The 22,134-nt window shown below is 65.5% G+C and carries 15 protein-coding genes and 1 tRNA gene; 7 read left to right on the top strand and 9 right to left on the bottom strand.

Translation table 11 applies throughout. The features are described 5' to 3' along the window. Nucleotides 1-4: 4 nt before the first annotated feature. Nucleotides 5-2,377, bottom strand: a complete 2,373-nt coding sequence (locus SX243_06085; GenBank protein MDY7092528.1) for a hypothetical protein — start codon at nt 2,375-2,377, stop codon at nt 5-7. A gap of 747 nt (nt 2,378-3,124) precedes the next feature. On the opposite strand from SX243_06085, the gene SX243_06080 reads away from it, so the two are divergent. The 4 genes from SX243_06080 (at nt 3,125) to SX243_06065 (ending at nt 7,933) form a co-directional block, all read left to right on the top strand. Further along, nucleotides 3,125-5,002, top strand: a complete 1,878-nt coding sequence (locus SX243_06080) for a peptide MFS transporter (protein ID MDY7092527.1) — start codon at nt 3,125-3,127, stop codon at nt 5,000-5,002. Nucleotides 5,003-5,280: 278 nt separating this feature from the next. Next, nucleotides 5,281-6,420: an N-acetylmuramoyl-L-alanine amidase gene (locus tag SX243_06075; protein MDY7092526.1), complete on the top strand. Its 1,140-nt coding sequence runs from the start codon at nt 5,281-5,283 to the stop codon at nt 6,418-6,420. A gap of 29 nt (nt 6,421-6,449) precedes the next feature. Then, nucleotides 6,450-7,487, top strand: a complete 1,038-nt coding sequence (locus tag SX243_06070; protein ID MDY7092525.1) for a rod shape-determining protein — start codon at nt 6,450-6,452, stop codon at nt 7,485-7,487. A 369-nt stretch (nt 7,488-7,856) separates the two neighbouring features. Next, a tRNA-Pro gene (locus SX243_06065) sits at nt 7,857-7,933 on the top strand. Between the two features lie 85 nt (nt 7,934-8,018). Here SX243_06065 and SX243_06060 read toward each other — a convergent pair. The 3 genes from SX243_06060 to aroF form a co-directional block, all read right to left on the bottom strand. Further along, nucleotides 8,019-8,981, bottom strand: a complete 963-nt coding sequence (locus tag SX243_06060; protein MDY7092524.1) for a nucleotidyl transferase AbiEii/AbiGii toxin family protein — start codon at nt 8,979-8,981, stop codon at nt 8,019-8,021. After that, nucleotides 8,971-9,771: a hypothetical protein gene (locus SX243_06055; GenBank protein ID MDY7092523.1), complete on the bottom strand. Its 801-nt coding sequence runs from the start codon at nt 9,769-9,771 to the stop codon at nt 8,971-8,973. The genes SX243_06060 and SX243_06055 overlap by 11 nt, the downstream gene beginning before the upstream one ends. Before the next feature lie 227 nt (nt 9,772-9,998). Continuing rightward, entirely contained in the window at nt 9,999-12,248 is a 2,250-nt protein-coding gene (gene aroF / locus SX243_06050; GenBank protein ID MDY7092522.1) for a 3-deoxy-7-phosphoheptulonate synthase, read from the bottom strand. 308 nt (nt 12,249-12,556) lie between these two features. Between aroF and SX243_06045 the strand changes: the two genes are divergently transcribed. The 3 genes from SX243_06045 to SX243_06035 all read left to right on the top strand — a co-directional run bounded on the left by SX243_06045 (nt 12,557) and on the right by SX243_06035 (nt 17,849). After that, nucleotides 12,557-14,338: a long-chain fatty acid--CoA ligase gene (locus SX243_06045; GenBank protein ID MDY7092521.1), complete on the top strand. Its 1,782-nt coding sequence runs from the start codon at nt 12,557-12,559 to the stop codon at nt 14,336-14,338. After that, entirely contained in the window at nt 14,335-16,494 is a 2,160-nt protein-coding gene (locus tag SX243_06040; GenBank protein ID MDY7092520.1) for a 3-hydroxyacyl-CoA dehydrogenase NAD-binding domain-containing protein, read from the top strand. Before SX243_06045 ends, SX243_06040 begins: the two co-directional genes overlap by 4 nt. 206 nt (nt 16,495-16,700) lie before the next feature. Further along, entirely contained in the window at nt 16,701-17,849 is a 1,149-nt protein-coding gene (locus tag SX243_06035) for a VWA domain-containing protein (protein MDY7092519.1), read from the top strand. Between the two features lie 13 nt (nt 17,850-17,862). Here SX243_06035 and SX243_06030 read toward each other — a convergent pair whose 3' ends face one another. From SX243_06030 to SX243_06010, 5 genes are all read right to left on the bottom strand, one after another. After that, nucleotides 17,863-18,681: a Stp1/IreP family PP2C-type Ser/Thr phosphatase gene (locus SX243_06030; protein MDY7092518.1), complete on the bottom strand. Its 819-nt coding sequence runs from the start codon at nt 18,679-18,681 to the stop codon at nt 17,863-17,865. Beyond that, nucleotides 18,681-19,328: a J domain-containing protein gene (locus SX243_06025; GenBank protein MDY7092517.1), complete on the bottom strand. Its 648-nt coding sequence runs from the start codon at nt 19,326-19,328 to the stop codon at nt 18,681-18,683. Before SX243_06025 ends, SX243_06030 begins: the two co-directional genes overlap by 1 nt. 8 nt (nt 19,329-19,336) lie before the next feature. Then, nucleotides 19,337-20,359: a hypothetical protein gene (locus SX243_06020; GenBank protein MDY7092516.1), complete on the bottom strand. Its 1,023-nt coding sequence runs from the start codon at nt 20,357-20,359 to the stop codon at nt 19,337-19,339. After that, nucleotides 20,356-21,228 carry a DUF4115 domain-containing protein gene (locus tag SX243_06015; protein ID MDY7092515.1) on the bottom strand — a complete coding sequence of 291 codons (873 nt, stop codon included), beginning with the start codon at nt 21,226-21,228 and terminating at the stop codon, nt 20,356-20,358. The genes SX243_06020 and SX243_06015 overlap by 4 nt, the downstream gene beginning before the upstream one ends. A gap of 136 nt (nt 21,229-21,364) precedes the next feature. After that, nucleotides 21,365-22,111, bottom strand: coding sequence for a hypothetical protein (locus SX243_06010; GenBank protein MDY7092514.1), 747 nt, complete (start codon nt 22,109-22,111; stop codon nt 21,365-21,367). Between the last annotated feature and the right edge of the window lie 23 nt (nt 22,112-22,134).

Here is a 22,134-nt window from a genome sequence, read left to right as displayed (position 1 = left end):
TGCCTCATGGGAAGGTCTCCGTCCAGCGGGATGTGTCGCCGGATTCAAAGCCGTCCGTGAAGATCTCGTTGCTGAGCCCCAGGAACAGGTTGTCGAAGTTGGCGTCGAAGGTCATGGCGTTGCCCGGCGACAGCTCGATGCCGCAACGCGCCGAGAGAGTTCCCGCCGGAGCCATCAGGGTGGACTCCTGCGGCTGCCAGGCCATGCCGGTGCTGAACACCGCCTGAGCGGCGCCGGCGGTGCCCAGGCTACTCCCGCCGCAGGCGACTTGATCGAAGAACTCGCAGGCGAGCTGGACTGCCACTGCCTCTCCCACCGCCGCGCCGACCTGCAAGGACAGATCGAAGCGGTACTTTTGCCCGCCGGTGAGGGCCACGCATTGGGTGAGGTCGAAGCCCGCCGTCGGGCTGGCGTTGTGGGCCGAGCCGGAGATCGGCGAGGCATCCACGTCCTCGGAGGAGAGCTCCACCTGGGCGATGTTGGTGCTGTCCCAAGCATCGAGGGTGCAGGCCACCGGGTCGAAGTCGTCGAAGTGGCCGTCGGCGAAGAGGTTGCCGACGTCGACGCGGAAGGTGCGCAGGAAGCTCATCCCGGCTCCCCCGCCGCCATCCAGGGCGTTGCCCGCTTCATCCTCGAGGGTGCCGCAGGCTACCAGCCGGTATTGCTGGTTGATTAGCTCGTCACCGCCGTTGAGGGTCAGGGTCGCCGTGTCGGTCCCGCCGTCGTAGCTCACACCGTCGATGGAGATCACCTCATCGGCGCCGGTGCCCCCCATGCAATCCACGGTGTCGAAGTCGGAGCCCAACACCGGCGCCACCAGCCGATAGTTGGCGGGGTTGGTAGCGCTGGCGGCGTCCATGGGGGAGACGATGTTCATCGGCTCGCTGAAGGTCAGCTCGAGCTGCAGAAGCTCGGTCTGGATGGTCTCGCACTCGTCCACCTCGCCGTCACCGCTGGGCGGCTGGAAGGCGACGACATCCACCGTCGGGGCAGTGGCGTCGAAGGTGGTGGTCTCCGTATCGCAGTCGTTGGCGGCATTGGGATCGGTCTCATCGCCGCTAACGCAGGCCTCGTTGTCCACCGAAGCCGGCGGCGAGGGATCCACCGACACCTCGATGGTGTAGGTGGTGAAGGAGCCGGCGGCGATGGCCCCCAACGTACAGGTGGGTACGCCGTTGGGATCCTCGGCGCAGCCGGTGGTGGCGACCAGGGTGATCCCCGCGGGCAAGTTGTCGGTGACGGTGGAGCCGGTGGAGTCGGAGGGCCCCAGGTTGTCCACCCGGATGGTGTAGACCACGTTCTGCCCCGGCATCGGGGGATCCACATCGTCGGTCTTGGTCACCGCCAGATCCGTCTCCGGGGTCAGGGTGTCGGTGTCGGTGGCGCTGTCGTTGGCCGGCACCGGGTCGGTGGCCCCCGCCGCCGGTGCCGCGGTGACGGTGTTGGCCAGGCTGCCGGTGGCGGCGGCGTCGATGGTGCCGGTGGCGCTGTAGGTGAGGGTCCCCCCCACCAGCAGATTCACCGAGTCGGCGATGTCGCCGCTCCCCGCCGCCGTACAGCTCGAGCCCGCGGAGGCGCTACAGGTCCAGGTCACACCGCTGAGGCTTGCCGGGAAGGTATCCGTCACCGAAGCTCCCACCGCGTCACTGGGCCCGTTGTTGGTCACGGTGATGGTGTAGGTGGTCATGGTGCCGGGCACCGAGGAGGCGGTGCCGTTGCTCTTGGTCACCGCGAGGTCCGTCTCCGGATCCAGCGTGTCGGTGTCGGTGGCGCTGTTGTTGGCGGTGTTGCACTCCAGGCTGTCGGCGGGAGCGGTCACCGTGGCGGTGTTGATCAGGTTGCCGGAGGCATCGCCGTCGATGGTTCCGGTGGCGGTGTAGGTGAGCATGCCGCCGGCGAGAATGGTGACGGAGTCGGCGATGTCGCCGCTCCCCGCCGCCGTACAGCTCGAGCCCGCGGAGGCGCTGCAGGTCCAAGTCACGCCGCTGAGGATCGCCGGGAAGCTATCCGCCACCGAGGCTGCCACCGCATCGTTGGGACCGGCGTTGGTGACCAGGATGGTGTAGGTGGTCATCCCCCCAGGCGTGGAGGACGCGGTGCCGTTGCTCTTGGTGATCCCGAGATCGACCAGGTCGAGGGCGGTGACGGTGGCGTCGTCGGCGGCCCCGGTGTCCGGATCGTCGGTGACCAGCGACGCGAAGTTGTCGCCGCTGACGGTACCCTGGTTGGAGACTGCGCCGGCGCAGGTGCCGAGAGGAGAGTCCACGTCCACCTGGAAGGTGATGGTGACGGACCCGCCGGCAGGAAGGTCGAAGTTGTTGAGCGGAACTGTCTCGCCGGAGCCGAAGGCGGCCAGCGTGAAGCTCTGAGAGAGCATCACCAGCATCCCAAGGGCAGCTCGACGTCCGAGACGTCTAGTCCATCTACTCCACATAGGTCGAACCCTTTCCAAAGCCCAGCTTCTCCAGGCGCCCACGGTCACCGGGGCGGTATTGGAAGCGCAGATCTACTCACGACGGTAGACCGTCAGCAGCTGGCAGCCGGTAGGGGCTCGGCCTACCGAAGTCCCGGCGAGCGGCAGGTGCGGAATCGCCGCGATGCTTCACCGAACGGAGATTGTTCCGTCTTGGCGCGGATCATACCAACGGGACAGCAACAAGTCGAGGATAAGAGACGGCAAGCAAGCTACTTAGAGGTGCAGGAAATACCTACTCGACGATTCGCGCGACTTGCCATTCCTGGAGCCCCCCTCTACCTACCCTGGCCCCGCAGCCAAAACGAGACCTAGGAGCCGGACTCGGTCGCCCAACACACCGCCCTACAGAGCCGAGTTGCGACCAGCCTCTATTTGCCCGTATCCTTCCTCTCGCTATTTCGGCGAGAGACAAGTCCCGAGCCCGTAGGCGTCTCGCCAAGGGATTCGGTTCGAGGACTGGCGTCCCATCATCGCCACGTCGGAGACGATTCCCGGGAACTTCTTGCGCCCACCGCGTACAGAGTAGCGGGAACGGAGCTTGCAAAGCACCGTAGGACAGACTCGACACGGAACCTTCACTCTGTAGCTGGAAGGTACACCCATGGATGCGCGGTTCGAGATCCGCAGACCGAGGATCGGAGGAACGGAATGAGCGACGCCTCAGCGACGCAAAAGACGTGGTTTGGCCACCCCAGCGGGCTGGCAACTCTCTTTTTCACCGAAATGTGGGAGCGCTTCAGCTTCTACGGCATGAGAGCAATCCTCACGCTGTTCATGACCGCTCCGGTGAGCATTGGCGGCCTGGGGTGGCCGGCGGACAAGGCGGGGCCGATTTACGGTCTCTACGCCGCCATGGTCTACGTCACGGCCCTTCCCGGCGGCTGGATCGCCGACAAATTCATCGGTCAACGCAACGCCGTGCTCCTCGGCGGCATCGTCATCGCCGCAGGCCACGTCAGCCTCATGTTCCACGGCCTCGGGGCTTTTTATTTCGGCCTCTTCCTGATCGTGGTCGGCACCGGCTTCCTCAAGCCGAATATCAGCGCCCTGGTGGGCGGTCTCTACGAGCAGAATGACGCCCGGCGCGATGCCGGCTTCTCCATCTTCTACATGGGCATCAATGTCGGCGCCTTCGCCTCGCCGCTGGTCTGCGGCTGGCTGGCTCAGCACGCCTCCTTCCAGAACCTCATCGCCGGCTGGGGCATGGACCCGACGTCCTCCTGGCATTGGGGCTTCGGTGCCGCAGCGGTGGGCATGGGGCTGGGAGTCATCCAATACGTCCTCGGCGATACCCGCGGCGGCGTGTTCTTCCGCTGGCTAGCGGTCGGCCTGCTGTGCGGCTTTCTCCTGCTCATGCTCTTCGTCTCCGGCACCAGCGACGTCACCGTAGAAGGCGAGCTAGCCCAGTTCTCCGGCCCCCTGATGCTCTTCGGCGCCCTCGTGGCGGGAGCGGTGGTGCTACTGCACGTCTGCTGGCTGCTAGCCCACGTGCTGGCCAACAAGGCCATCCGTCAAAGCCTGAAGTGGGGAGCCCTGGGATCCCTGGTAACGTTGATCCTGGTCACCATCAGCGTTTACTCGGGTTACACCATCACCGAGTCCGGTAGCGGAGAGCTAGCTCCACGCCACGACATCCTCTTCGCCGGCTTGATCCTCAGCGTCCTGCTCGTCCTGGGGCACGCCGCCTGGGTCTTCCTCCGCGGCCAGAAGATCTACAGCATCGTCGGCGTCGCCGTCGCCGCCGGCCTCTTCCTCGCCAAGCTGGACCGCATCGAAGACGCCACCGTCGCGCTGCTCGTAGTTCGCCTGGTGGGTTACGCCCTGCCGGTGTTCTCATACATCTACTTCGCCCGATTGTTCACCCGACCGGATTGGAACGAGACCGAGCGCAAGCGGATCTACGCCATCCCGGTCTTCTTCCTCGGCGCGGCCGTGTTCTGGTCCGCCTTCGAACAAGCCGGGACGAGCCTCAACCTCTTCGCCGACCGTTTCACCCTCAACGTCTTCCTCGGCTTCCCCTACCCCTCCAGCTGGTTCCAATCCGTCAACGCTCTGCTCATCGTGCTGCTGGCTCCGGCCTTCGCCTGGGGCTGGGTCAAGCTCGCCAAGGCCGGCCGCGAGCCTGCCAGCCCGATGAAGTTCGCCGTCGGCCTCTATCTGCTGGGCGTGGGCTTCGCGGTGCTGTCCTTCGGCGCCATCGTCTCCGGTCCGGACGGCGCCCGGGTCGGTCCCATGTGGCTGCTTTCGGTCTACCTGCTGCACACGCTGGGCGAGCTTTGCCTCAGCCCGGTGGGCCTGTCGACCATGACCAAGCTGGCCCCCAAGCGCATTTCAGGGCAGATGATGGGCGTTTGGTTTCTCGGCGCCGCCATCGGCAACTTCATCGGCGGCATCGTGGCGGGCTTCTTCGAGTCCCTACCGCTGCCGTTGCTCTTCGGCGCCATCTTCGGCACGACGATGCTGGCGACCATCGTGATGCTGCTCATCGTCAAGCCCGTGCGGCGTCTGATGAGCGGAATCAACTGATCCCGCGGGGAGCCGTCGGCAATGCCCGGCGGCTCCCCGAATCTCCCTCTCAAAGACTTCCCGAGACACTCATCCAGTCCGATTCTCAACCTTCAAGGGGTGGGAATCCCGCCCTCTGCCTGACGCTTGGCAGCCCTTGCTGTGCTAGCATTCTCAGTCCTTGGCAGCGTTCCAAGCCGCTGGTTCCCGGGCATTTGCAGACCGGAATTCGCCGGTCATCATCCGGGTTTACGGCCCTCAAGCTGCCCTCAAGACGAGAGATCTAGCAGCTCAAGATCATGGCAAGCTCCCGGCGACTCAAACAGAAAGTTCTGCGTCAGGCCATCGAGGACAACCTGGCCACCCTCTCGGGAGCTCCGCGCCGCCGCGTCACCACCCCCCTAGCACTCCGTATCCGGCGTCTGCTCTTCGTCCTGCTGCCGCTGATGGCCCTGGGCGCATCGTCCTATGTTTTGTCCATCGCCGTGTCCTCGCCGGAGGACACCGTCATCATCACTCAGATCATGGACCCGGGCACGGCGGGCGGCCCCAGCGAAGGCCAGCCTTCCGCCGCGGAGCCACCGGTCGAATTCCTCAACCTGCCAGAGCCTCGCCCCATCGAGCCCTCGGTGCTCAGCCTCGGGGTGCGTACGGTGATCCTCGACCCCGGCCACGGCGGCGACAACACCGGTACCACCGCCCCCGGCGGCCTGCAGGAGAAAGAGCTCACCCTCGACATCGCCCTGCGGCTGCAGCGGATGCTCGAACAGCGCTCCTTCCGCGTGCTCACCACCCGCGACGACGACCGCTCCCTGGAGCTTCAGGACCGCACCCGCTTCGCCAACGAAGAGCAAGGGGACATCTTCGTCTCCATCCATGTCAACTGGATCGAAGAGCGGGAAGTACGGGGCGTCGAGACGTATTTCCTCGGTGCCACCGACGATCCCTACCTGAACCGCAAGGCCGCCGCTGAGAACAGGGGCTCCGGCTACTCCCTGGCGGACTTCCGTCAGTTGGTGGAGCAGGTCTACGCCGGGGTCCGCCAGGACGAGTCTCGGCGGCTGGCGGAAGCGGTGCAGGAAGAGCTCTTCTTCTCCCTGCGGCGGGTCAACCCGGCGCTCCAGAACCGCGGCGTCAAAACCGCTCCCTTCGTGGTGCTGGTGTCCTCCGAGATGCCCGCGGTGCTGGTGGAAGTCTCCTGCCTGTCCAACGCCGAAGAAGCGAAGATGTTGGCCAAGCCGCGCTATCGGGAATTCATCGCCCGCGCCCTGGTGGACGGTATCGAGACCTATGCCCGCACCCTGGAAGCGGAGCCCACACCACCGGACTCCCCATTGGCGGAAACGCTACCCCAGGCCGCCAGCGCCGCCCGAGCTGAAGATCAGCCCGCCCTAGCCAAAGAATCTCTGACCCAGACCCCTACCCTGGCCGCTTTTTAGCCGGCGACAGACGTTTCTAGGAGAGCTTGATGAGCGATAAGAACGGTAACGGAGACCTCCACGTCGGAATCGACCTGGGCACCTCGCGGAGCTCCGTCTCCGCTTCCACCGGCGAACGCCACGTGGTCGAGAGCTACGTCGGCTGGCCCGTGGACATGGTGGCCCGCAAGGTCCTCAAGCGCGATGTCCTCATCGGCAGCGAGGCGTTGGAGAACCGCCCCATGCTCGATCTCCACCGCCCCCTGGAGCGCGGCCTGATCAAGGAAGGCTCGGAGCGCGACGACCAGGCGGTGCGCGAGCTCCTGCGGCACCTGCTGGCGCTGGTGGGAGTCACCGAGGAAAGCCGTAGCGAGCGCAAGGTGCGCGCGGTGGTGGGCGTGCCGGCGGAGGCGCTGCGGGTCAACAAGCAGAATCTGCGCAACGCCATGAAGGGGCTGGTGGACAGCCTGATCATCGTCTCCGAGCCCTTCGCCGTCGCCTACGGCCTGGAGGAGCTGCTGCACTCCATGGTGGTGGACATCGGCGCCGGCACCACCGACTTCTGCGTGATGAACGGCCGCTACCCTCGGGAGGAGGACCAGCGCACCCTCACCAACGCCGGCGACTCGGTGGACGAATTGCTGGCCACCGGCGTCCGGGAGCATCATCCGGAAGCGCGCTTCTCCATGTACATGGTGCGGGAGTGGAAGGAGAACCACAGCTTCGTCGGCGACAACAAGAAGCCGGTGATGGTGAACGTGCCGGTAGCCGGACGCCCCACGGATCTCGACATCACCGAGGAGATGCGCTACGCCTGCGAAAGCCTGCTGCCACCGGTGTCCGAGACCATGGTCGACCTCATGGGCCGAGTGGAGCCGGAGTATCAGGCGAAGGTGCGCCAGAACATCATCCTCTCCGGCGGCACCGCCCTCATCTCCGGCCTCGGCGCCCGGCTCCAGGAGGAGCTCAAGGAAATCGGTGGCGGCCGCGTGCGGGTGGTCAAGGACCCGGTCTACGTCGGTTCCGACGGCGGCCTCGCCATCGCCATGGACGCCCCGGACTCGGATTGGGAGAAGCTGCCGGCGTGACTTCCTGGCGTGCGGAGAGAGGGCCCTGGTGAAAGTGGCCCTCACCCCCTCGATCCCCCTCTCCCAGCCGCCCACCCCACCTGCCGGTAGAGGGGGAAGCTCACAGCTCAACGACAGGTTCTCGCTCCCACGCTGCGGCGTGGGAGCCAGGGGAGACGCTCCAGCGTCGTGGGCGGGGGATCGCCTCAGGAACGAGAGCCCACAGTGTCCACGCCGGAGTGTCCACGCCGGAGCATGGGCACCAGGATCCGAGAAACCAACCAAAGAGCTTGACCACTGCCCCACCAGGGGTTATTCTCTCGCTTCCACGCTGCGAGGGGGCCGCCTCTGAGGCATCAGCAACTCCTCGCCCAGCCAGATTTCAAGAGTCGGGGCGTAGCTCAGCCTGGTAGAGCGCACGCTTCGGGAGCGTGAGGCCGGAGGTTCAAGTCCTCTCGCCCCGACCAATCTTCCTGTTCTTCCACCTCATTCAGCTGCAGGCGAGCCAGCCAGTGGCTCTGTGCGTTCGCCCACCCTGCGAGCGGGCACGGCTCAAACTCCCCGCTTTTGATGAGCACGCGCGTTGCGGATCTTCCACTGCACGGCAGGATGACGCCGAAAGCGATCCGCTATCTCGTCCGCGGGATCGAAGAGCAACTCCAGACGAAGCTCGCCCTGCTGCACACGTTGCACGAAATCCAGTTCCTGTGGTGAAAGGTCCAAGATCGGCTCCAGCGCATCGCGGGCCATCTCCCGCAATCGGTTTGCGGTGATGGACCGCCCCTGCTGGAGCATCGGCAAGAGCTGCGACTCGACACTTTGATCATCGATCTCGTCGAGACGCTCCAACCCATAACTGCTCATCGGATGGGTGAGGATGGAGGAGAAAGCGACGATGAATCTCCGGAACCGGGCTTTGTGCCATAGCTCCCCGACCTTCGAGGGCAGGAACGCGACATCATAGAGATCCCGAGGAGCCCGACGGCTCAGCAACGCACAAATCTTGCCGGCACAGAGTTCTTCGAGACCGACGATCCGAGTTGCGGGCCGCTCTAGCTGACCTGGCTGCCATAGAGAGCATTGTTCAGTCACAACCAACGGCTCTCGAAACAGGTAATTGACATCCACCTGAACCTGATCGGGAACACCGATCGAGGAACGATAGCCGAGATACAAAGTGCGGCCGGCGTGGTCTCGAGGCGAGCGCTGAAGGCGGAACCCCTTGCGCTCCGCCAAGGCCTCCAGCGCCCCCTCCACCTCCGGCCGAGCCTCCTGCATAGCAGCCCGATCCAAGGCTCCTACGTAGTTGTAGTCCAGATCTACGGAGAGCCTTTGCGGGGGTCCGAAACACAGGTTGAGCGCCGTCCCCCCTTTGAGCACCAGGACCCTTCCAAGAAGAGGGTGACGGTGAATATCCCCTGCCAAGTCACCAAGGCGGATCACCTTCTCTAGGGTCTCAGGCCGAAATCCGGTTTCGGCCACGAGCTCTTCGAGCCTCAGATGCTCAAGGCTCATCGGGCTCTCTGCCGCTTCCTACACTTTCCGGCACGATGAGATTCCAGCGGCCCTGCAAGTCCCCGCCCCGTGTTCCACGAGCCAGGTAATAAGGTGAGGCAGGGATTTGCTTCTCGAGCTCTTCCAGGTAGGTGTCGGGGACGTAGAAGGCGTTTTGGTAGCGCTCCAAGAACCAACCGACAGCCGCCCACAGACTCTTCGAGTCGTAGGCCGCAAGCACTTTCCCCAACAAGTCGAGATCGAGGACGGGAAAGCTGGCCGCCGAACCGACCAGCTCTTCGACTCCGCCGGCAAGGGCAGGCTGGCGAAAGCCGTCGACCAGCGTACGCTCCGGCCCCGTCACCCGCAGGACTCGGTCCTCCCTACTCATCCGGCGCAGTCCCAGCTCCTCCTGCCCTGCCTCCACCAGGGCCTTGGGATGATCCAAGAAGCGGATCCGCGCGCTTCGGAGATCCAGCGGTGGCCGCCGGCGCTTGGTGTAGACCGTCACCTCTCTCCATGCAGAGCGGGCAGCCCCCAGGAGCTCCAGGGCTGCATGATGACTGAAGACCGCGTCCGGCCGGGCCGCCGCCGCCACCAGAAAAGGATCAGCATGAAAACCCTCAACATCTACGCCAGCCGGCACCGTGGCGTAGACACCCCGAGCCACGGAGCGAATCCGACCCCGCCCGAGGTGGTATTTCAATCGCTCCAGAGTCGTCGCCTTCTCTCCCTGCAACCCCAAGCCACGTTGGGCTTCGTTGAGATTGAAGACTGGATGGGATCGGAAGAATCGAGTGGTTGGCTCCATGACTTGATATCTCGTCTTGTTAAGGGTAAGACCATACCACTCATCCACACGAAGCATCAAGACGATACTTGATATCACGTTCGGATGAGGGGAACAAAAGACTCCCTATCCACACAAAATATCAAGTAGCCATGAAGCCTAACTCGTCGAACTGGATTCCAGAATGCAAAAAAGGCGGAAGCCCCCGAGGGCCTCCGCCTTGCTCTGCTTCGATGGGAAGAGCGGAATCAGAACTTCCGGCCCTGGGCCTTGATCAGCGGCTGAGCGCCGTTGACCAGATCCTGGAGCATTTCTTCGGTGAGGGCCTGGTCCTTGTCGCACAGGGCCTCGTCGGGGTTGGGATGAACCTCGACGATGAGACCGTCGGCGCCCACCGCCACCGCCGACAGGGCCAGGGGAATCACCAGATCCCGGCGACCGGCGGCGTGGGAGGGGTCGACGATCACCGGTAGATGGGTGCGCTCCTTGAGCACCGGCACCGCGCTGACGTCGAGGGTGCTGCGGGTGGCGGTCTCGAAGGTGCGGATGCCGCGCTCGCAGAGCACCACCTGGTGGTTGCCCCCGGCCATGATGTACTCGGCGGCCATCAGCAGCTCCTCAATGGTGGCGCTGAGGCCGCGCTTGAGGAGCACCGGCTTGTGACACTTGCCGATTTCCTTGAGCAAGGAGAAATTCTGCATGTTGCGGGCGCCCACCTGCAGCATGTCGGCGCCGTCGGCGACCTGCTGCACGTCCTCCGGCTGTAGCACCTCGGTGACCACCGGCAGCTCGTAGGCGTGGCCGGCGTCCGCCAGCAGCTCGATGCCGGGGAAGCCCAAGCCCTGGAAGGAGTAGGGAGACGAGCGGGGCTTGAAGGCACCGCCGCGGAGAATCCGGCCGCCGACGCCCTGGACAATGGCCGCCGACTGCTGAATCTGCTGCTTGCTCTCCACCGCGCAGGGACCGGCGATGAGCACGAAGCGGTCGCCGCCGATCTCCACCTGGCCGACGTGCACCGGGCGACGCTCGCCCTCGAAGGCGGGCTCGATGAGCTTGCGCCCCTTCGGTTTCTGAGGAATGGGGCAGGCACCTTCCGGCAGGGTCGGCGCCGGCGCAGCAGCGGCGGGGGCCTCGGCAGCGGGCGGCGGAACGTCCGCTGGGACCGCGACGGAAGCCCCGGTGGTCTGCTCGCCCTCGGCGCTCTCCTCAGGAGCTTCGGAGCTGGGGGTCTCGGAGTTGGCAGCCTCGGATCTGGCTGTTTCGCCCCGAGGAGTCTCCACCTGTTCCCACTCGTCAATATGCCGCGGGTACGTGCCCAGGATCTTCATGCGGTTGGTGTGGCGCCGCAGCTCGTGCAGCGCCGAGGCCACCGCGTCGTTTTCGGCGTGGCCCTCCAGATCGACATAGAAGCGATAGGCCCAAGGCTTCTCCGGCAGCGGCCGGCTCTCCAGCTTGGTCAGGTTGACGCCGTGGTCCTCCAAGACCTTGAGACATTCCACCAGCGCACCGGGGCGGTGCCGCAGCACCATCACCAAGGAGGTCTTGGCCGGCCGGCGGGGATCCACCGGCTCCGGTTCCTTGCCGATGAGCAGGAAGCGGGTGAGATTGAGAGCGCGATCGGAGACTCCCCGCCGGAGCACCCGCAGACCCCAATAGCGGGCAGCCTCCTCGGAAGCGATGGCGGCGATAGCGAGGCTCTTCTGGTGGGCCACCGATTGGGCGGCGCCGGCGGTGTCGAAGTAGGACTCCTGACGCACGCCCACCAAACCACCGAGGAATTTCGTGCACTGTTGCAGGGCCACCGGGTGGGAACGGATCAGCTCGATGTCCTCGAGCTTGGCGGCGGGCAGCCCCAGCAGACAATGCTCCACCATCCACACCTCCTCACCGACGATGGTGATCTGGCGGTGGGCCAGCAGATCGTAGACCTCGTTGATACTGCCGGCGACGGTGTTCTCGATGGGCAGCAGGGCGTAATTGATCTGCCCACTTTCCAGCGCATCCACCGCGGCTCCGAAGTCCGGGTAGCCCACCCGCTCCAGCCGCTGAGCGTCGCGGCTGGCGAAGTGCTTGGTGATGGCCATGTCGCTGTAGCAGGCGGGGGCCCCCTGGTAGCCTACGCGCACGGCGGCGGTGGCGGCTCCTTCGTGGGGACGGTGGAGCTGGCGCTCCTGGTCGCGGCGCGAGTAGTTGAGTACCTCCCGCAGCACACGCCCCACGAAGTACGGGCTCAACCCGGCCTCTTCCGCCTCCTTGGCCCAGACCTGGAAGATCTCGTGCTCGCGATCTTCGTCCCGGAGCGGTGCCAGAGGATTGTCGCGTTTGAAGCCACCGATGTCTCGGACCAGCTCCATGCGGCGAGAAAGTAGTTGGATGAATTCCCGATCGAGGCCGTCGATAGCCTCGCGCAGACCAGAGAGGGCCTGACCTTCCGAGTCTGAGGAAGAGTCGGGAGCTCGGGAAGGGGTGGTGGAATCTTCAATCCGCGTACCGGACATAGCCATCTCTCCACGTCATGGCGCCGCCCCTCGGACGGTCCGCTGGGAGGGCCGCGCCGAATTGAAAGGAAGATACGATACCACTAGCATGCCGCTTTGTGGCAAAAACCAAGTGACTTTGCCGCTCCGCGGCATGTCCCGAAGGGCTTCCCGGGGTATAAACTAGCCGAGATCTGCACCCGCCCAGACCCGGCAACCAGAAGCCCGGCCCACCGGGAGAATGCAGTCCGGAGACACGCAGTCCGGAGACACACAGTCCGGAGACACGCAGTCCGGAAGAACGCAGCGCAGAAAGGGGATTCCATTCCATGCCGCTCGAAACTCTGTCCGACCTTTTCTTCACCGCCGCCGACCACGACAAGACCGAATGCCTTTTACACAAGGTGGATGGCCAGTTCGTCCCGCTGTCCACCGCCGAGGTCGTGGACAAGGTCCAACGCCTTGCCAAAGCCCTGGTGGACGCTGGCGTCGAACGCGGCGACCGGGTCGGGCTGATGGCGGAGAACGGCCCCCATTGGCCCATCGTCGACTTTGCCTCGGTGTGCATCGGTGCGGTCCTGGTACCGGTTTATCCCACTTTGACGGCGGAACAGGCTGCCTTCATCGTCAACGACAGCGGCTCGAAGATCGTCTTCGCCGAGGGTGTTGAGCGCTATCAGGGTCTCGAGAGCCAGAAGGGAAGCATGCCCAACATGGAGCAGCTGGTGCTCATCGGAGACGGGATCTCCGGAGCCACCACCCTCGATCAGCTCTTCGAGCGGGGCGAGGGGGCCAGCGCCGAAGACTTCCAACAGCGCGCTGCCCTCAACCAGCCCAACGATCTGGCGACCTTCATCTACACTAGTGGCACCACCGGCAACCCCAAGGGCGTGATGCTCAGCCACGGCAACATCGTGTCCAACATCAAGGGCTCGCTGGAGGTCTTGGACATCCAGGGGGATTACACCGCGCTTTCCTTCCTGCCCCTCTCCCATTCCTTCGAGCGCACGGTGGACTACTTCTACTTTCTCCGCGGCGTGACCATCGCCTACGCCGAATCAGTGCAGGCGGTGGCGCAGAACCTCCAGGAGGTGCGGCCGCACATTTTCGTCTCCGTCCCTCGGGTCTACGAAAAAGTGCTGGCAAAAGTGCAGGAAAATATCGCCAAGGCGCCGGCCCTGCGGCAGAAGATCTTCCATTGGGCGGTTTCCGTGGGCCACGAGGCTCTCCCCTACCGCCTCCAGGACAAAGCCCCGCCGGGCCTGCTGGGCCTGAAGTTGGGACTGGCGGACACGCTGGTCTTCTCCAAGATCCGCGAGCGCCTGGGCGGACGCTTCGTCTACGCCATGTCCGGCGGCGCGCCGCTGGCTCGGGACGTGGCGGAGTTCTTCTGGGGCGCCGGGATTCCCATCTACGAAGGCTACGGCCTGTCGGAGACCTCGCCAGTGCTCAGCGTCAACGCCCCGGGGCGGGTGAAGATGGGCACCGTCGGCAAGGCGCTGCCGGGAGTGACCCTGGAGATCGCCGAGGACGGCGAGATCCTCGCCAAGGGCCCGAACATCATGAAGGGCTACCACAACCTGCCGGAGGCCACCGCTGAGGCCATCGACAGCGAGGGCTGGTTCCACACCGGCGACATCGGAGAAATCGACGAGGAAGGCTTCCTGCGCATCACCGACCGCAAGAAGGAGATCATCGTCAACGCCTACGGTAAGAACGTGGCGCCGGCGCCGGTGGAGAACGCGATCAAGGCGAGCCGCTACATCGGCCAGGTGATGGTGGTGGGGGACCGGCGCAAATTCCTCGCAGCCCTCGTCGTGCCGGACTTCGAAGCTCTGGCCGTATGGGCCACCGCCAAGGGGCTCGACTCCAGCAACATGGAAGCTCTGCTGGCTCAGGAGCCGGTGCAGGAGCTGTTCCGCAACGAGCTCGAAGAGGTCAATCAGAAGCTGGCCAAGTACGAGCGCGTCCACGCCTGGGAGCTGCTGCCGGAGGAGTGGAGCATCGAGGGCGGCGAGATGACCCCCACCCTCAAGGTCAAGCGCCGGATCGTGAACCAGAAGCATGGTGATCGCATCGACGCCATGTACGAACGCGCCGAGAAACGGTGACGGGAGCTTCCGAGGCCTCGGAGTCGGCGCAGGAGATCTTCCGCCTGGAGGTAGCCTCCAGCGGTCTGGCCACCCTATGCTTCGACCTGCCCGGAAGCTCGGTCAACCTCTTCACCCGCCAGGCTCTGGAGCAGCTGGGAGAGCGCATCGAGGAGCTCCGGGAGCGGGACGACATCGGCTGCCTGGTGTTGCTCTCGGGCAAGGCCAAATCCTTCTGCCACGGCGCCGACGTGGAGCTCATCGGTGGGCTGGAGACCGCCGAGGAGGGCGAACGCGGCGCCCGCGCCGGCCAGGAGCTCTTCCGCGCCTGGCAGGAGCTGCCCTTCCCCACCATCGCCGCCATCCACGCCACCTGCATGGGCGGCGCCACGGAGATCTCCCTCGCCTCCACCTTCCGGTTGGTGAGCGATGACGAGAATCTGCGGGTGGGGCTGCCGGAGGTACGCCTGGGCATCCTTCCGGGCTGGGGCGGCTGTGTTCGGCTGCCCCGGGTGGTGGGCCTGACGGACGCTCTGGACCTGATCCTGGCGGGGAAGAGTCTGAGCGGTGCCCGGGCCCTGCGGGTCGGGCTGGCGGACGAGCTCCTGCCCCACGACGACTTCCTCCACCACGTGCGGAATTTCGCTCTGGAGGTGATCCACGGCCGGCGGCCGCGCAAGGCGGACCGGGACCTGCGGGAGCTGCTGCTGGAGAAGAACCCCCTGGGTCGGCGGATCGTCTTCGATCAGGCGCGCAAGAAGACCCTCTCCCGCACCGGCGGCAAATATCCGGCACCGCTACGGGCCATCGAAGTGATCCGCATCGGCGTCGAGGAGGGCCCCGCCGCCGGTTTCGACGCCGAAGCCCGCGCCCTGGGAGAGCTCGCCGCCGGCGTGGTGAGCAAGAACCTTCAACACGTATTCGCCCTCACCCAGGGCGTCAAGAGCCACGGAACGGAGCCGGCGGCGGGACCCGCCCCAAGGCTGGTAGGAGTCGTCGGAGCAGGCCTGATGGGCGGCGCCATCGCCCACCAGGTGACGGTCTCCGGAGGCATGGCGGTGCGCATCCTGGACCGCAGCCCCGCCGCCCTGGTGCAGAGCATGACCCACGCTTCCCGGCTGGTCTACAACCGCATGAAGCGCCGCCGCATCTCTCGCTCCGAGGCCCGGGAGGCCATGGCCCGCATCCAGCCCACCCTCGACCTGGAGGGCTTCCGCCGTGCCGACCTGGTGATCGAGGCGGTGACCGAACGGCTGGAGGTCAAGCGGAAGGTCTTCGGGCAGCTGGCGGAGGCGGTGTCGAAGGATGCCCTGCTGGCCTCCAACACCTCGTCCCTGTCCATCGACGCCATCGCCGAGACCATCCCGGAACCGGAGCGAGTGTTGGGGCTGCACTTCTTCAACCCCGTGCACCGCATCCCACTGGTAGAGGTGGTGGCGGGCCGCCACACCGCCCCGGAGGCCTTGAAGCGAGCCGCAGCCTTCGTCCGCCGGCTGGGCAAGACGCCGGTAGCGGTGCAGGACAGTCCGGGCTTCCTGGTCAACCGAGTGCTCATCTACTACCTGACCGAGTCCCTGTGGCTGATCGCCGAGGGCTGGCCGGTGGAAGCGGTGGACCGCGCCCTGCTGCAGTGGGGCTTCCCCATGGGTCCTTTCGCCCTTCTCGACCGGGTGGGGCTGGACATCGCCGCTGCCGTCTCGGAGCATCTGGAAGAGGCTTATCCGCAGCGGGTGCACATGCCCAAGCTGCGCTGGCAGGAGACCTTCTTGGACCCCGGCCACTTGGGGGAAAAGTCCGGCCGCGGCTTCTTCCGTCACGGCTCCGGCGGCAAGCGCACCGTCGATGGGGAGGTTTACGGCCACCTCGGTCTCGGTGCCCGGGATCCGGACCCGGATCTCGACGACGCCGCCGAGCGCCTGATCCTGCCGATGATCAACGAAGCCGCTTGCTGCCTCGAAGAAGGAGTGGTGGACAGCCCCGAGACCCTCGACCTGGCGATGATCCTGGGAGCCGGCTTCCCGCCCTTCCGCGGCGGCCTATGCCGCTGGGCGGATCACCGCGGCCTGGACTCGGTGGTGGGAGGCCTGGAACGCCTGGCGGGGGTCGTCGGCGAGCGCTTCCGCCCCTCCGACGCCCTCCGCGGCTTCGCCGCCGCCGGTGGCTTCTACCGCACCTGATCCTCTCCCGACAGCCCTCGGCGACCTGTTCGTGGCTCTCCGCGTCCCCGAGGGAGGACAGCGCCGCCCTACTTCCTACGCGCTGGGCCCTACCAAACCCCTCGTTTCCAAGCTCCCACGCTGGAGTGGACTGAACCCAGGACACGCCCCACCTGGCCCGGTCTTTGCAACTTCTTTGAGAAGATAGTCAGGAAAGGAGTCCATTCATGCGCGCAATTCAGAATTCTTCCCCCCTACTTCGACCGACCCTCGGTGCTCTCCTTCTAGCGCTTCTGAGCACCCTGGTCCTCGCTCCCGCCGCCGTCGCTCAAGAAGCTCCGGAAGCAGCGCCTCAGGAGACCTTCGAAGAGCAGGTGAACGTCACCGAGGTCGTCCTCGACGCTCTGGTCACCGACCGCAAGGGCAACGTCATCCTCGGTCTCCAGCCGGACGATTTCGTCGTCGAGGAAGACGGTGAGCCGGTGCAGCTGGACTCGGTGAGCTTCTACAGCAACCGCCTGGTAGAGCCCGACGACGAGGGCGCCGCGGAGGCCGGTGTCTCCGTCGACGACCAGCCCTCGGACCGCTACTTCATCCTCTTCTTCCACGACCAGCGGATCAACAGCGGCAGTGCCTTCCGCATCGTCGAGCGCCAGCTCAACGCCGGCCGCCAGAGCCAGGACTGGGTGCGTGAGGAAATGCTGCCGGGAGATTGGGTGGCAGTGGTCAGCTACGACGTCAAGCTCAAGCTGCACCAGGACTTCACCCAGGACCGCAAGGCCCTGCTCTCCGCCATCGACCGCGCCGTCAAGGGTTCCGACGGTGCCAACTGGCCGTCCCGCCAGGACGGCGACGAAGGACCCGCTCTGGCCGGGAACATGCCCTCGGGCAAGGAGCTCCGCAAGGCCACGGGCAATATCTACAAGGGTTTGCGGGTGCTGGCGGAAGCTACCGAGCCGATCCAGGGCCGCAAGAACCTGCTGCTCTTCACCCTCGGCTTCGGTGAGCTCGACAGCTTCGGCAATTACATTCCGGACACCCGCTACTACCCGCCCATGATGCACGCCCTCAACGACGCCAACGTGGCCGTCTACACCATCGATCTGAGCCCGCCCAACGTGCGCCACAGCCTGGAGGACGCCATGAGTCACCTGGCGGCGGACACCGGTGGTGAGTACATGTTCACCCACAGCAACTTCATCAAGCCCCTCCGGCGCGTGTCGGAGGCCACCAACGGCTACTACCTGCTGAGCTACCGCAGCCGCCATCCGGAAGGCAAGGAGGGCTATCAGAAGGTCAAGGTGAGCCTGAAGAATCCGAAGTGGAAGGTGAGCGCCCGCTCCGGCTACAGCTTCGGGGACGACTCGGAGGGGTAACTGAGGCGGAGAATCAGTCGTCGACGGTGACGACTTCAGCAGTGCGGGCCTCGGAGGCGTCGGCGTCGTCGACACTCTCTTCGATCTCCACCAGCACCACCGTCACGTTGTCCAGGCCGCCGCGGGCGTTGGCCTCGTCCACCAGCAGCCGACAGGTGGGCTCCAAGCCCCGGCGGTCCTCCAGAGCCGACTGGATCTCCGGATCGCTGAGCATGGTGGTGAGGCCGTCGGAGCACAGCAGGTAGAGATCTCCCGGCTGGGTCGTCACTTCGAGCATGTCGATCTTGATCTCGTTGTCGCCGCCGAGGGCTCGGGTGATGACGTTCTTCAGCGGGTGCACCCGCGCCTGCTCCGCCGACAAGAAGCCGGCCACCACCTGCTCGTTGACCCAGGTGTGATCTTGGGTCAGCAGCTCCAGCCGGCCCTCGCGGATGCGGTAGACCCGGCTGTCACCGACGTTGGCCACCGCAGCGGTGGTCCCGCAGAGCAAGAAGCCCACCACCGTAGTCCCCATGCCGTACAGGGCGCCATCCTCCCGAATCGCCCCCAAAACCTTCTGGTGAGCGTCGCGCACGGCGGTTTCCAGCAGCTCGGCATGCCTGCACTCCCCCGTCTCCTCGGGAGGACGGGAATGATGGTTGCCAAGGTGCTCGTCAACGTAGGAGCGAATGGACTGCACCGCGATGCGGGAAGCCACTTCACCATGACTGTGGCCACCCATGCCGTCCGCCACCACCGCCAACCGATGCTCCGAATCGATGCCGAAGCAATCCTCGTTGTGGGCTCGCGCCAGGCCGACGTCCGAAAGGCCACAGGCCTTGATCTGCAGCATCAGCTCCCCATCCCGAAGAGGCCGGAGCGACCTTTCTTCGCCTTGCGGCGGACCTCTTCCAAGGCCTCGGTCACGGCGGGATCCTCTTCGCCCCATTTCTGCGCCAGCAGATAGTAGTGCTCCGCCTGCTCCAGATTGCCCGCCTGAGCGAAGAGCTTGCCGGCGAGCTTGGAGTATTTGGAATTGAACGGTTCGAGCTCGGAAGCCCGGCGCGCCGCCTGCAGCGCGCGGCTCAGCCAACGGCGTTCCTTGCCGCAGGCCAAAGCCAGGTGGAAGAAAGCCTTGGCGTTGGTGGGATCGGTTTTGGTGGCGTGATCGAAGTTGTCGGCGGCGGCGGAGAAATTACTCTCCTTGTAGGCCTTGACGCCTCGCTGCATGTAGACCTTCAGCAGCTGCTCGGGAGAACCGGGGGTCGAGCTCGCCGCCGGCCGCGCCAGCTCCAAATCGTGTTCCCGGCGACGGGTAGGACTGGACAGCACGTTGAAGGCCTCGGTGATGGCCTGGAAGTCCCTCTCCGCCTGTTCTTTGCGCTCGCCCTGGAAGCGGTCCGGGTGCAGCTGCCGAGCGAGATCCAAGAATCGGCTCCGGATCTGCTCGCCGGTGGCGTTCTCTGGAACGCCCAAAATCGAATAATAGTTCGTCGCCATGACGTTACCTAGCTTACTTTGATTGTATACAGTCGATCAGCGGTCTTGCGGACCGGGTCCGGAACGTTGCGATCCTTGCGGATATCCCGCAGGTCCCGCACCGAGAGCCGGGGCATCAGCCGCACCACGTTGCCCACCGGCGCCCGAGGGTTCTTGACCAGCGCCAAAACGATGGCGTAACGGGTGACGAACTGCCGGTCCCGGGAGATGGCCGCCAAGACGTCCTCGTGAGTATTGCGCCCCAGACAAGCCTGCTCAATCTCCTGATCGGAAAAATTGTTGTTATGGTACGCCGCCAGTGCCACCACGGAGATGGGGTCCTTGAGCAACAGGCCCCGAAGGCTTCGGCTGGCTCCGCGGGTGAGCTTCATGCGCACCGGTGTCGGCAGACTGCGAATCTGGGCGTCGGTGAGGCCGGTGGTCTCCTCCACCTCCTCGTCCACTCCCTCCGGCCGTTCCGCCCGCGCCGCGTCGAGAGCCTCCTTGACCTCCTCGTCCGTGGCCTCCTCGATCTTGCCGGGCTTCTCTTTGGGCTTCTCCGGAGCTTCCTTGGGCAACAGATGTTGCCGATACTCCTTGATGCGCCGAGAGCTGTAGCGACTGAGGTTGGGATTGGAGGTGAGGGCATCGAGAATCTGCGGATGCTCGACGATGATGTCCTGGCGTAGCAGAAGCACCTCCTGCAGATCCTCCTCGAGGCTCGGCGCCACCGCCACCAGCAGCTCCGGTGGCGCATCGCGGCGCCGCAGGATGGTCTCCAACACGCGGTGCTCGGAGGCCTCCAAGGCGAAATAGCCGAGCTCTCGGGGGGACGCGTCCTCGGCCAGGAAGGACGAAAGAACCTTGCCGTCGAGCTCGCGCAGCGAACGGGCCGCGACCTCGGCGATCTCCGTGTCGGGGCAGCGGGCCAGGTCCACCTGCAACGGGATCAGCTCGTGGGGCTCCACCGGCAGCAATCCGCTGGCGGCCATCAGCTGGAGCTCTCGGCTGGATCCGGAGCGAACCTGCTCCACCAGCGGATGCGCGCTCACGGCGTCGCCTCCGACGGTTCCGCGACCCCCAAGGCCGCAGCGGTCTCCAGATCGATGGTGAGATTGGACAGCACCTGGCCGTCGACGCCGTCCAGCTGCAGTGGCTCGCCGTTGACCTCCAGATTCACCCCGCCGGCGTTGCCCAGCTTGCGGAAGACCACCCGCTCCTGGGCGTCGATCTGCAAGGACTCTCCCTGGGAGTACTCCCGGGCGATGCGCTGGTCGCCGTCCACCACCGCCTCCACCCAGCAGTCGCGGATGAACTCCACCGTCACCCGCAGGGGCACCGCGGGCTCCTGGGCCGCCGCTTCCGCCGCCGAGTCTGGCTCCCCAGGGGTTTCCACGGGAGGCGACACCGGCACCGGCGGCGACACCGGCGGCACGAACGCCTGGCGGGGCTGTTGCTCGACGGGCTGATCCCGATCGCGCTCCGCCAGCAGCAGCACCAGCGCCACGATCACCGCCAGCACCAGGAAGGCGATGAGCAGCACCGGCCACAGCCCGCGGGACTCCCGGGCGCTCGGGCTCGGCCCTGGACGTTCCTCCACGCGCTCCTCGGGAAGGCTCGGCGAACCCTCCTGGCGAGCCCACAGATAGTGGTTGATGACCTCGTCTCCGTCGAGGCCTACATATTCGGCGTATTGGCGGAGAAAACCCTTGGCGAAAACCGAGGCTGGCAACAAGTCGAAGCGATCCTGTTCGAAGGCCTCCAGGTATCGCAGGCTCACCTTGCTGCTGTCGGCAATCTCCCGCAGGCCGATCTGACGGACCTCTCGCTGCTGACGGAGCCAGGAGCCGAAGGTCGTCCCTTCCGACTCGGGACCTACCCAAGGCGGTTGCCGAGTGTTGGAGCGCTCTGCGCTGGTCATATCCTCACTTCAAGCGGTTCGAAATCTCGACGTGGTGGGGCCGTCTCGTAAGCCCCCGTAATCTAAGGAATTGTACTGTACCGACGACGATGAGGCGAATTGGACCCCACGACCGAAGAGCGGGCCCAAAAAACCCTCAGCCCTCACCCAGAAGGAGCTTGGCACGGCGGCGCACCTGGGGCGCCAGACGCTGATTCCCGCTCACCGCCCGGATATCGTTCTTGCGCAATCCGGAGAGCAGGTCACAGGCCACCACCGGCGGCGTGCGAGGATTGCGCGCCAGCGCCAGCCGCACCATGTACAAGCGGCCCCAGCGACGATTCGCCGCCACCAGGCGCAGGATCTCCGGCGCGGCACCATCGCTGGCCACCAAGGGCATGATCACGCCCTGGGTCATGCGCGGGTTCTCCATCATGGCGGCGATGACCCGCTGGTGGCCATCGTGGCGCAGGTGCATGAGCAGGCCGTGGCCGGCGCGCCGGGCGATGGCCATGCGCTCCCCCAGGCTGAGCCCCGGCAACCGTTCCAGGATCTGACGCTCGGCGCTCCGGCGCAGGACCGGCAGCAGGCGGGTATCCACCGACAGCTCGAGGAGATCTCGCCAGTACAGCCCGGGCAAGAAGCGCATGGCGTGCACCTGCGGCGACTTCGGATGGCGCGCGATGTCCCGGCGTATTTTGTAGCTGGTGAGCAAGCGGGGCCGTGCCATCACCGCCTCCACGAGCTCCTGATCGGCGTAAGGATGACGCAGCAGACGCCGCACCAGGGGCACATCCGCCTCTTCCAAGTCGCCGGCGATGAAAGCCCGCAACTCCTCCAAACCCTCTTGATGACGCGGCTCTTGGTCCGCCCCGGCGCGGTCTCTGGACTCCCTTGATTTCACCTCATTACTTTACCGCCTGCCAC

The organism is Acidobacteriota bacterium, from assembly GCA_034211275.1.
Lineage (GTDB): Bacteria > Acidobacteriota > Thermoanaerobaculia > Multivoradales > JAHZIX01 > JAGQSE01.
Note: the sequence above shows the minus strand (reverse complement) of the source record. Positions and strands in the feature narration are given on the sequence as shown.

Excerpts from the sequence above, each read along its gene's own strand:
- SX243_06085 (MDY7092528.1), bottom strand. The coding sequence starts at position 2,377 with ATGCTCTCTCAGAGCTTCACGCTGGCCGCCTTCGGCTCCGGCGAGACA.
- SX243_06080 (MDY7092527.1), top strand. The coding sequence starts at position 3,125 with ATGAGCGACGCCTCAGCGACGCAAAAGACGTGGTTTGGCCACCCCAGC.
- SX243_06075 (MDY7092526.1), top strand. The coding sequence starts at position 5,281 with ATGGCAAGCTCCCGGCGACTCAAACAGAAAGTTCTGCGTCAGGCCATC.
- SX243_06070 (MDY7092525.1), top strand. The coding sequence starts at position 6,450 with ATGAGCGATAAGAACGGTAACGGAGACCTCCACGTCGGAATCGACCTG.
- SX243_06060 (MDY7092524.1), bottom strand. The coding sequence starts at position 8,981 with ATGAGCCTTGAGCATCTGAGGCTCGAAGAGCTCGTGGCCGAAACCGGA.
- SX243_06055 (MDY7092523.1), bottom strand. The coding sequence starts at position 9,771 with ATGGAGCCAACCACTCGATTCTTCCGATCCCATCCAGTCTTCAATCTC.
- aroF (MDY7092522.1), bottom strand. The coding sequence starts at position 12,248 with ATGTCCGGTACGCGGATTGAAGATTCCACCACCCCTTCCCGAGCTCCC.
- SX243_06045 (MDY7092521.1), top strand. The coding sequence starts at position 12,557 with ATGCCGCTCGAAACTCTGTCCGACCTTTTCTTCACCGCCGCCGACCAC.
- SX243_06035 (MDY7092519.1), top strand. The coding sequence starts at position 16,701 with ATGCGCGCAATTCAGAATTCTTCCCCCCTACTTCGACCGACCCTCGGT.
- SX243_06030 (MDY7092518.1), bottom strand. The coding sequence starts at position 18,681 with ATGCTGCAGATCAAGGCCTGTGGCCTTTCGGACGTCGGCCTGGCGCGA.
- SX243_06025 (MDY7092517.1), bottom strand. The coding sequence starts at position 19,328 with ATGGCGACGAACTATTATTCGATTTTGGGCGTTCCAGAGAACGCCACC.
- SX243_06015 (MDY7092515.1), bottom strand. The coding sequence starts at position 21,228 with ATGACCAGCGCAGAGCGCTCCAACACTCGGCAACCGCCTTGGGTAGGT.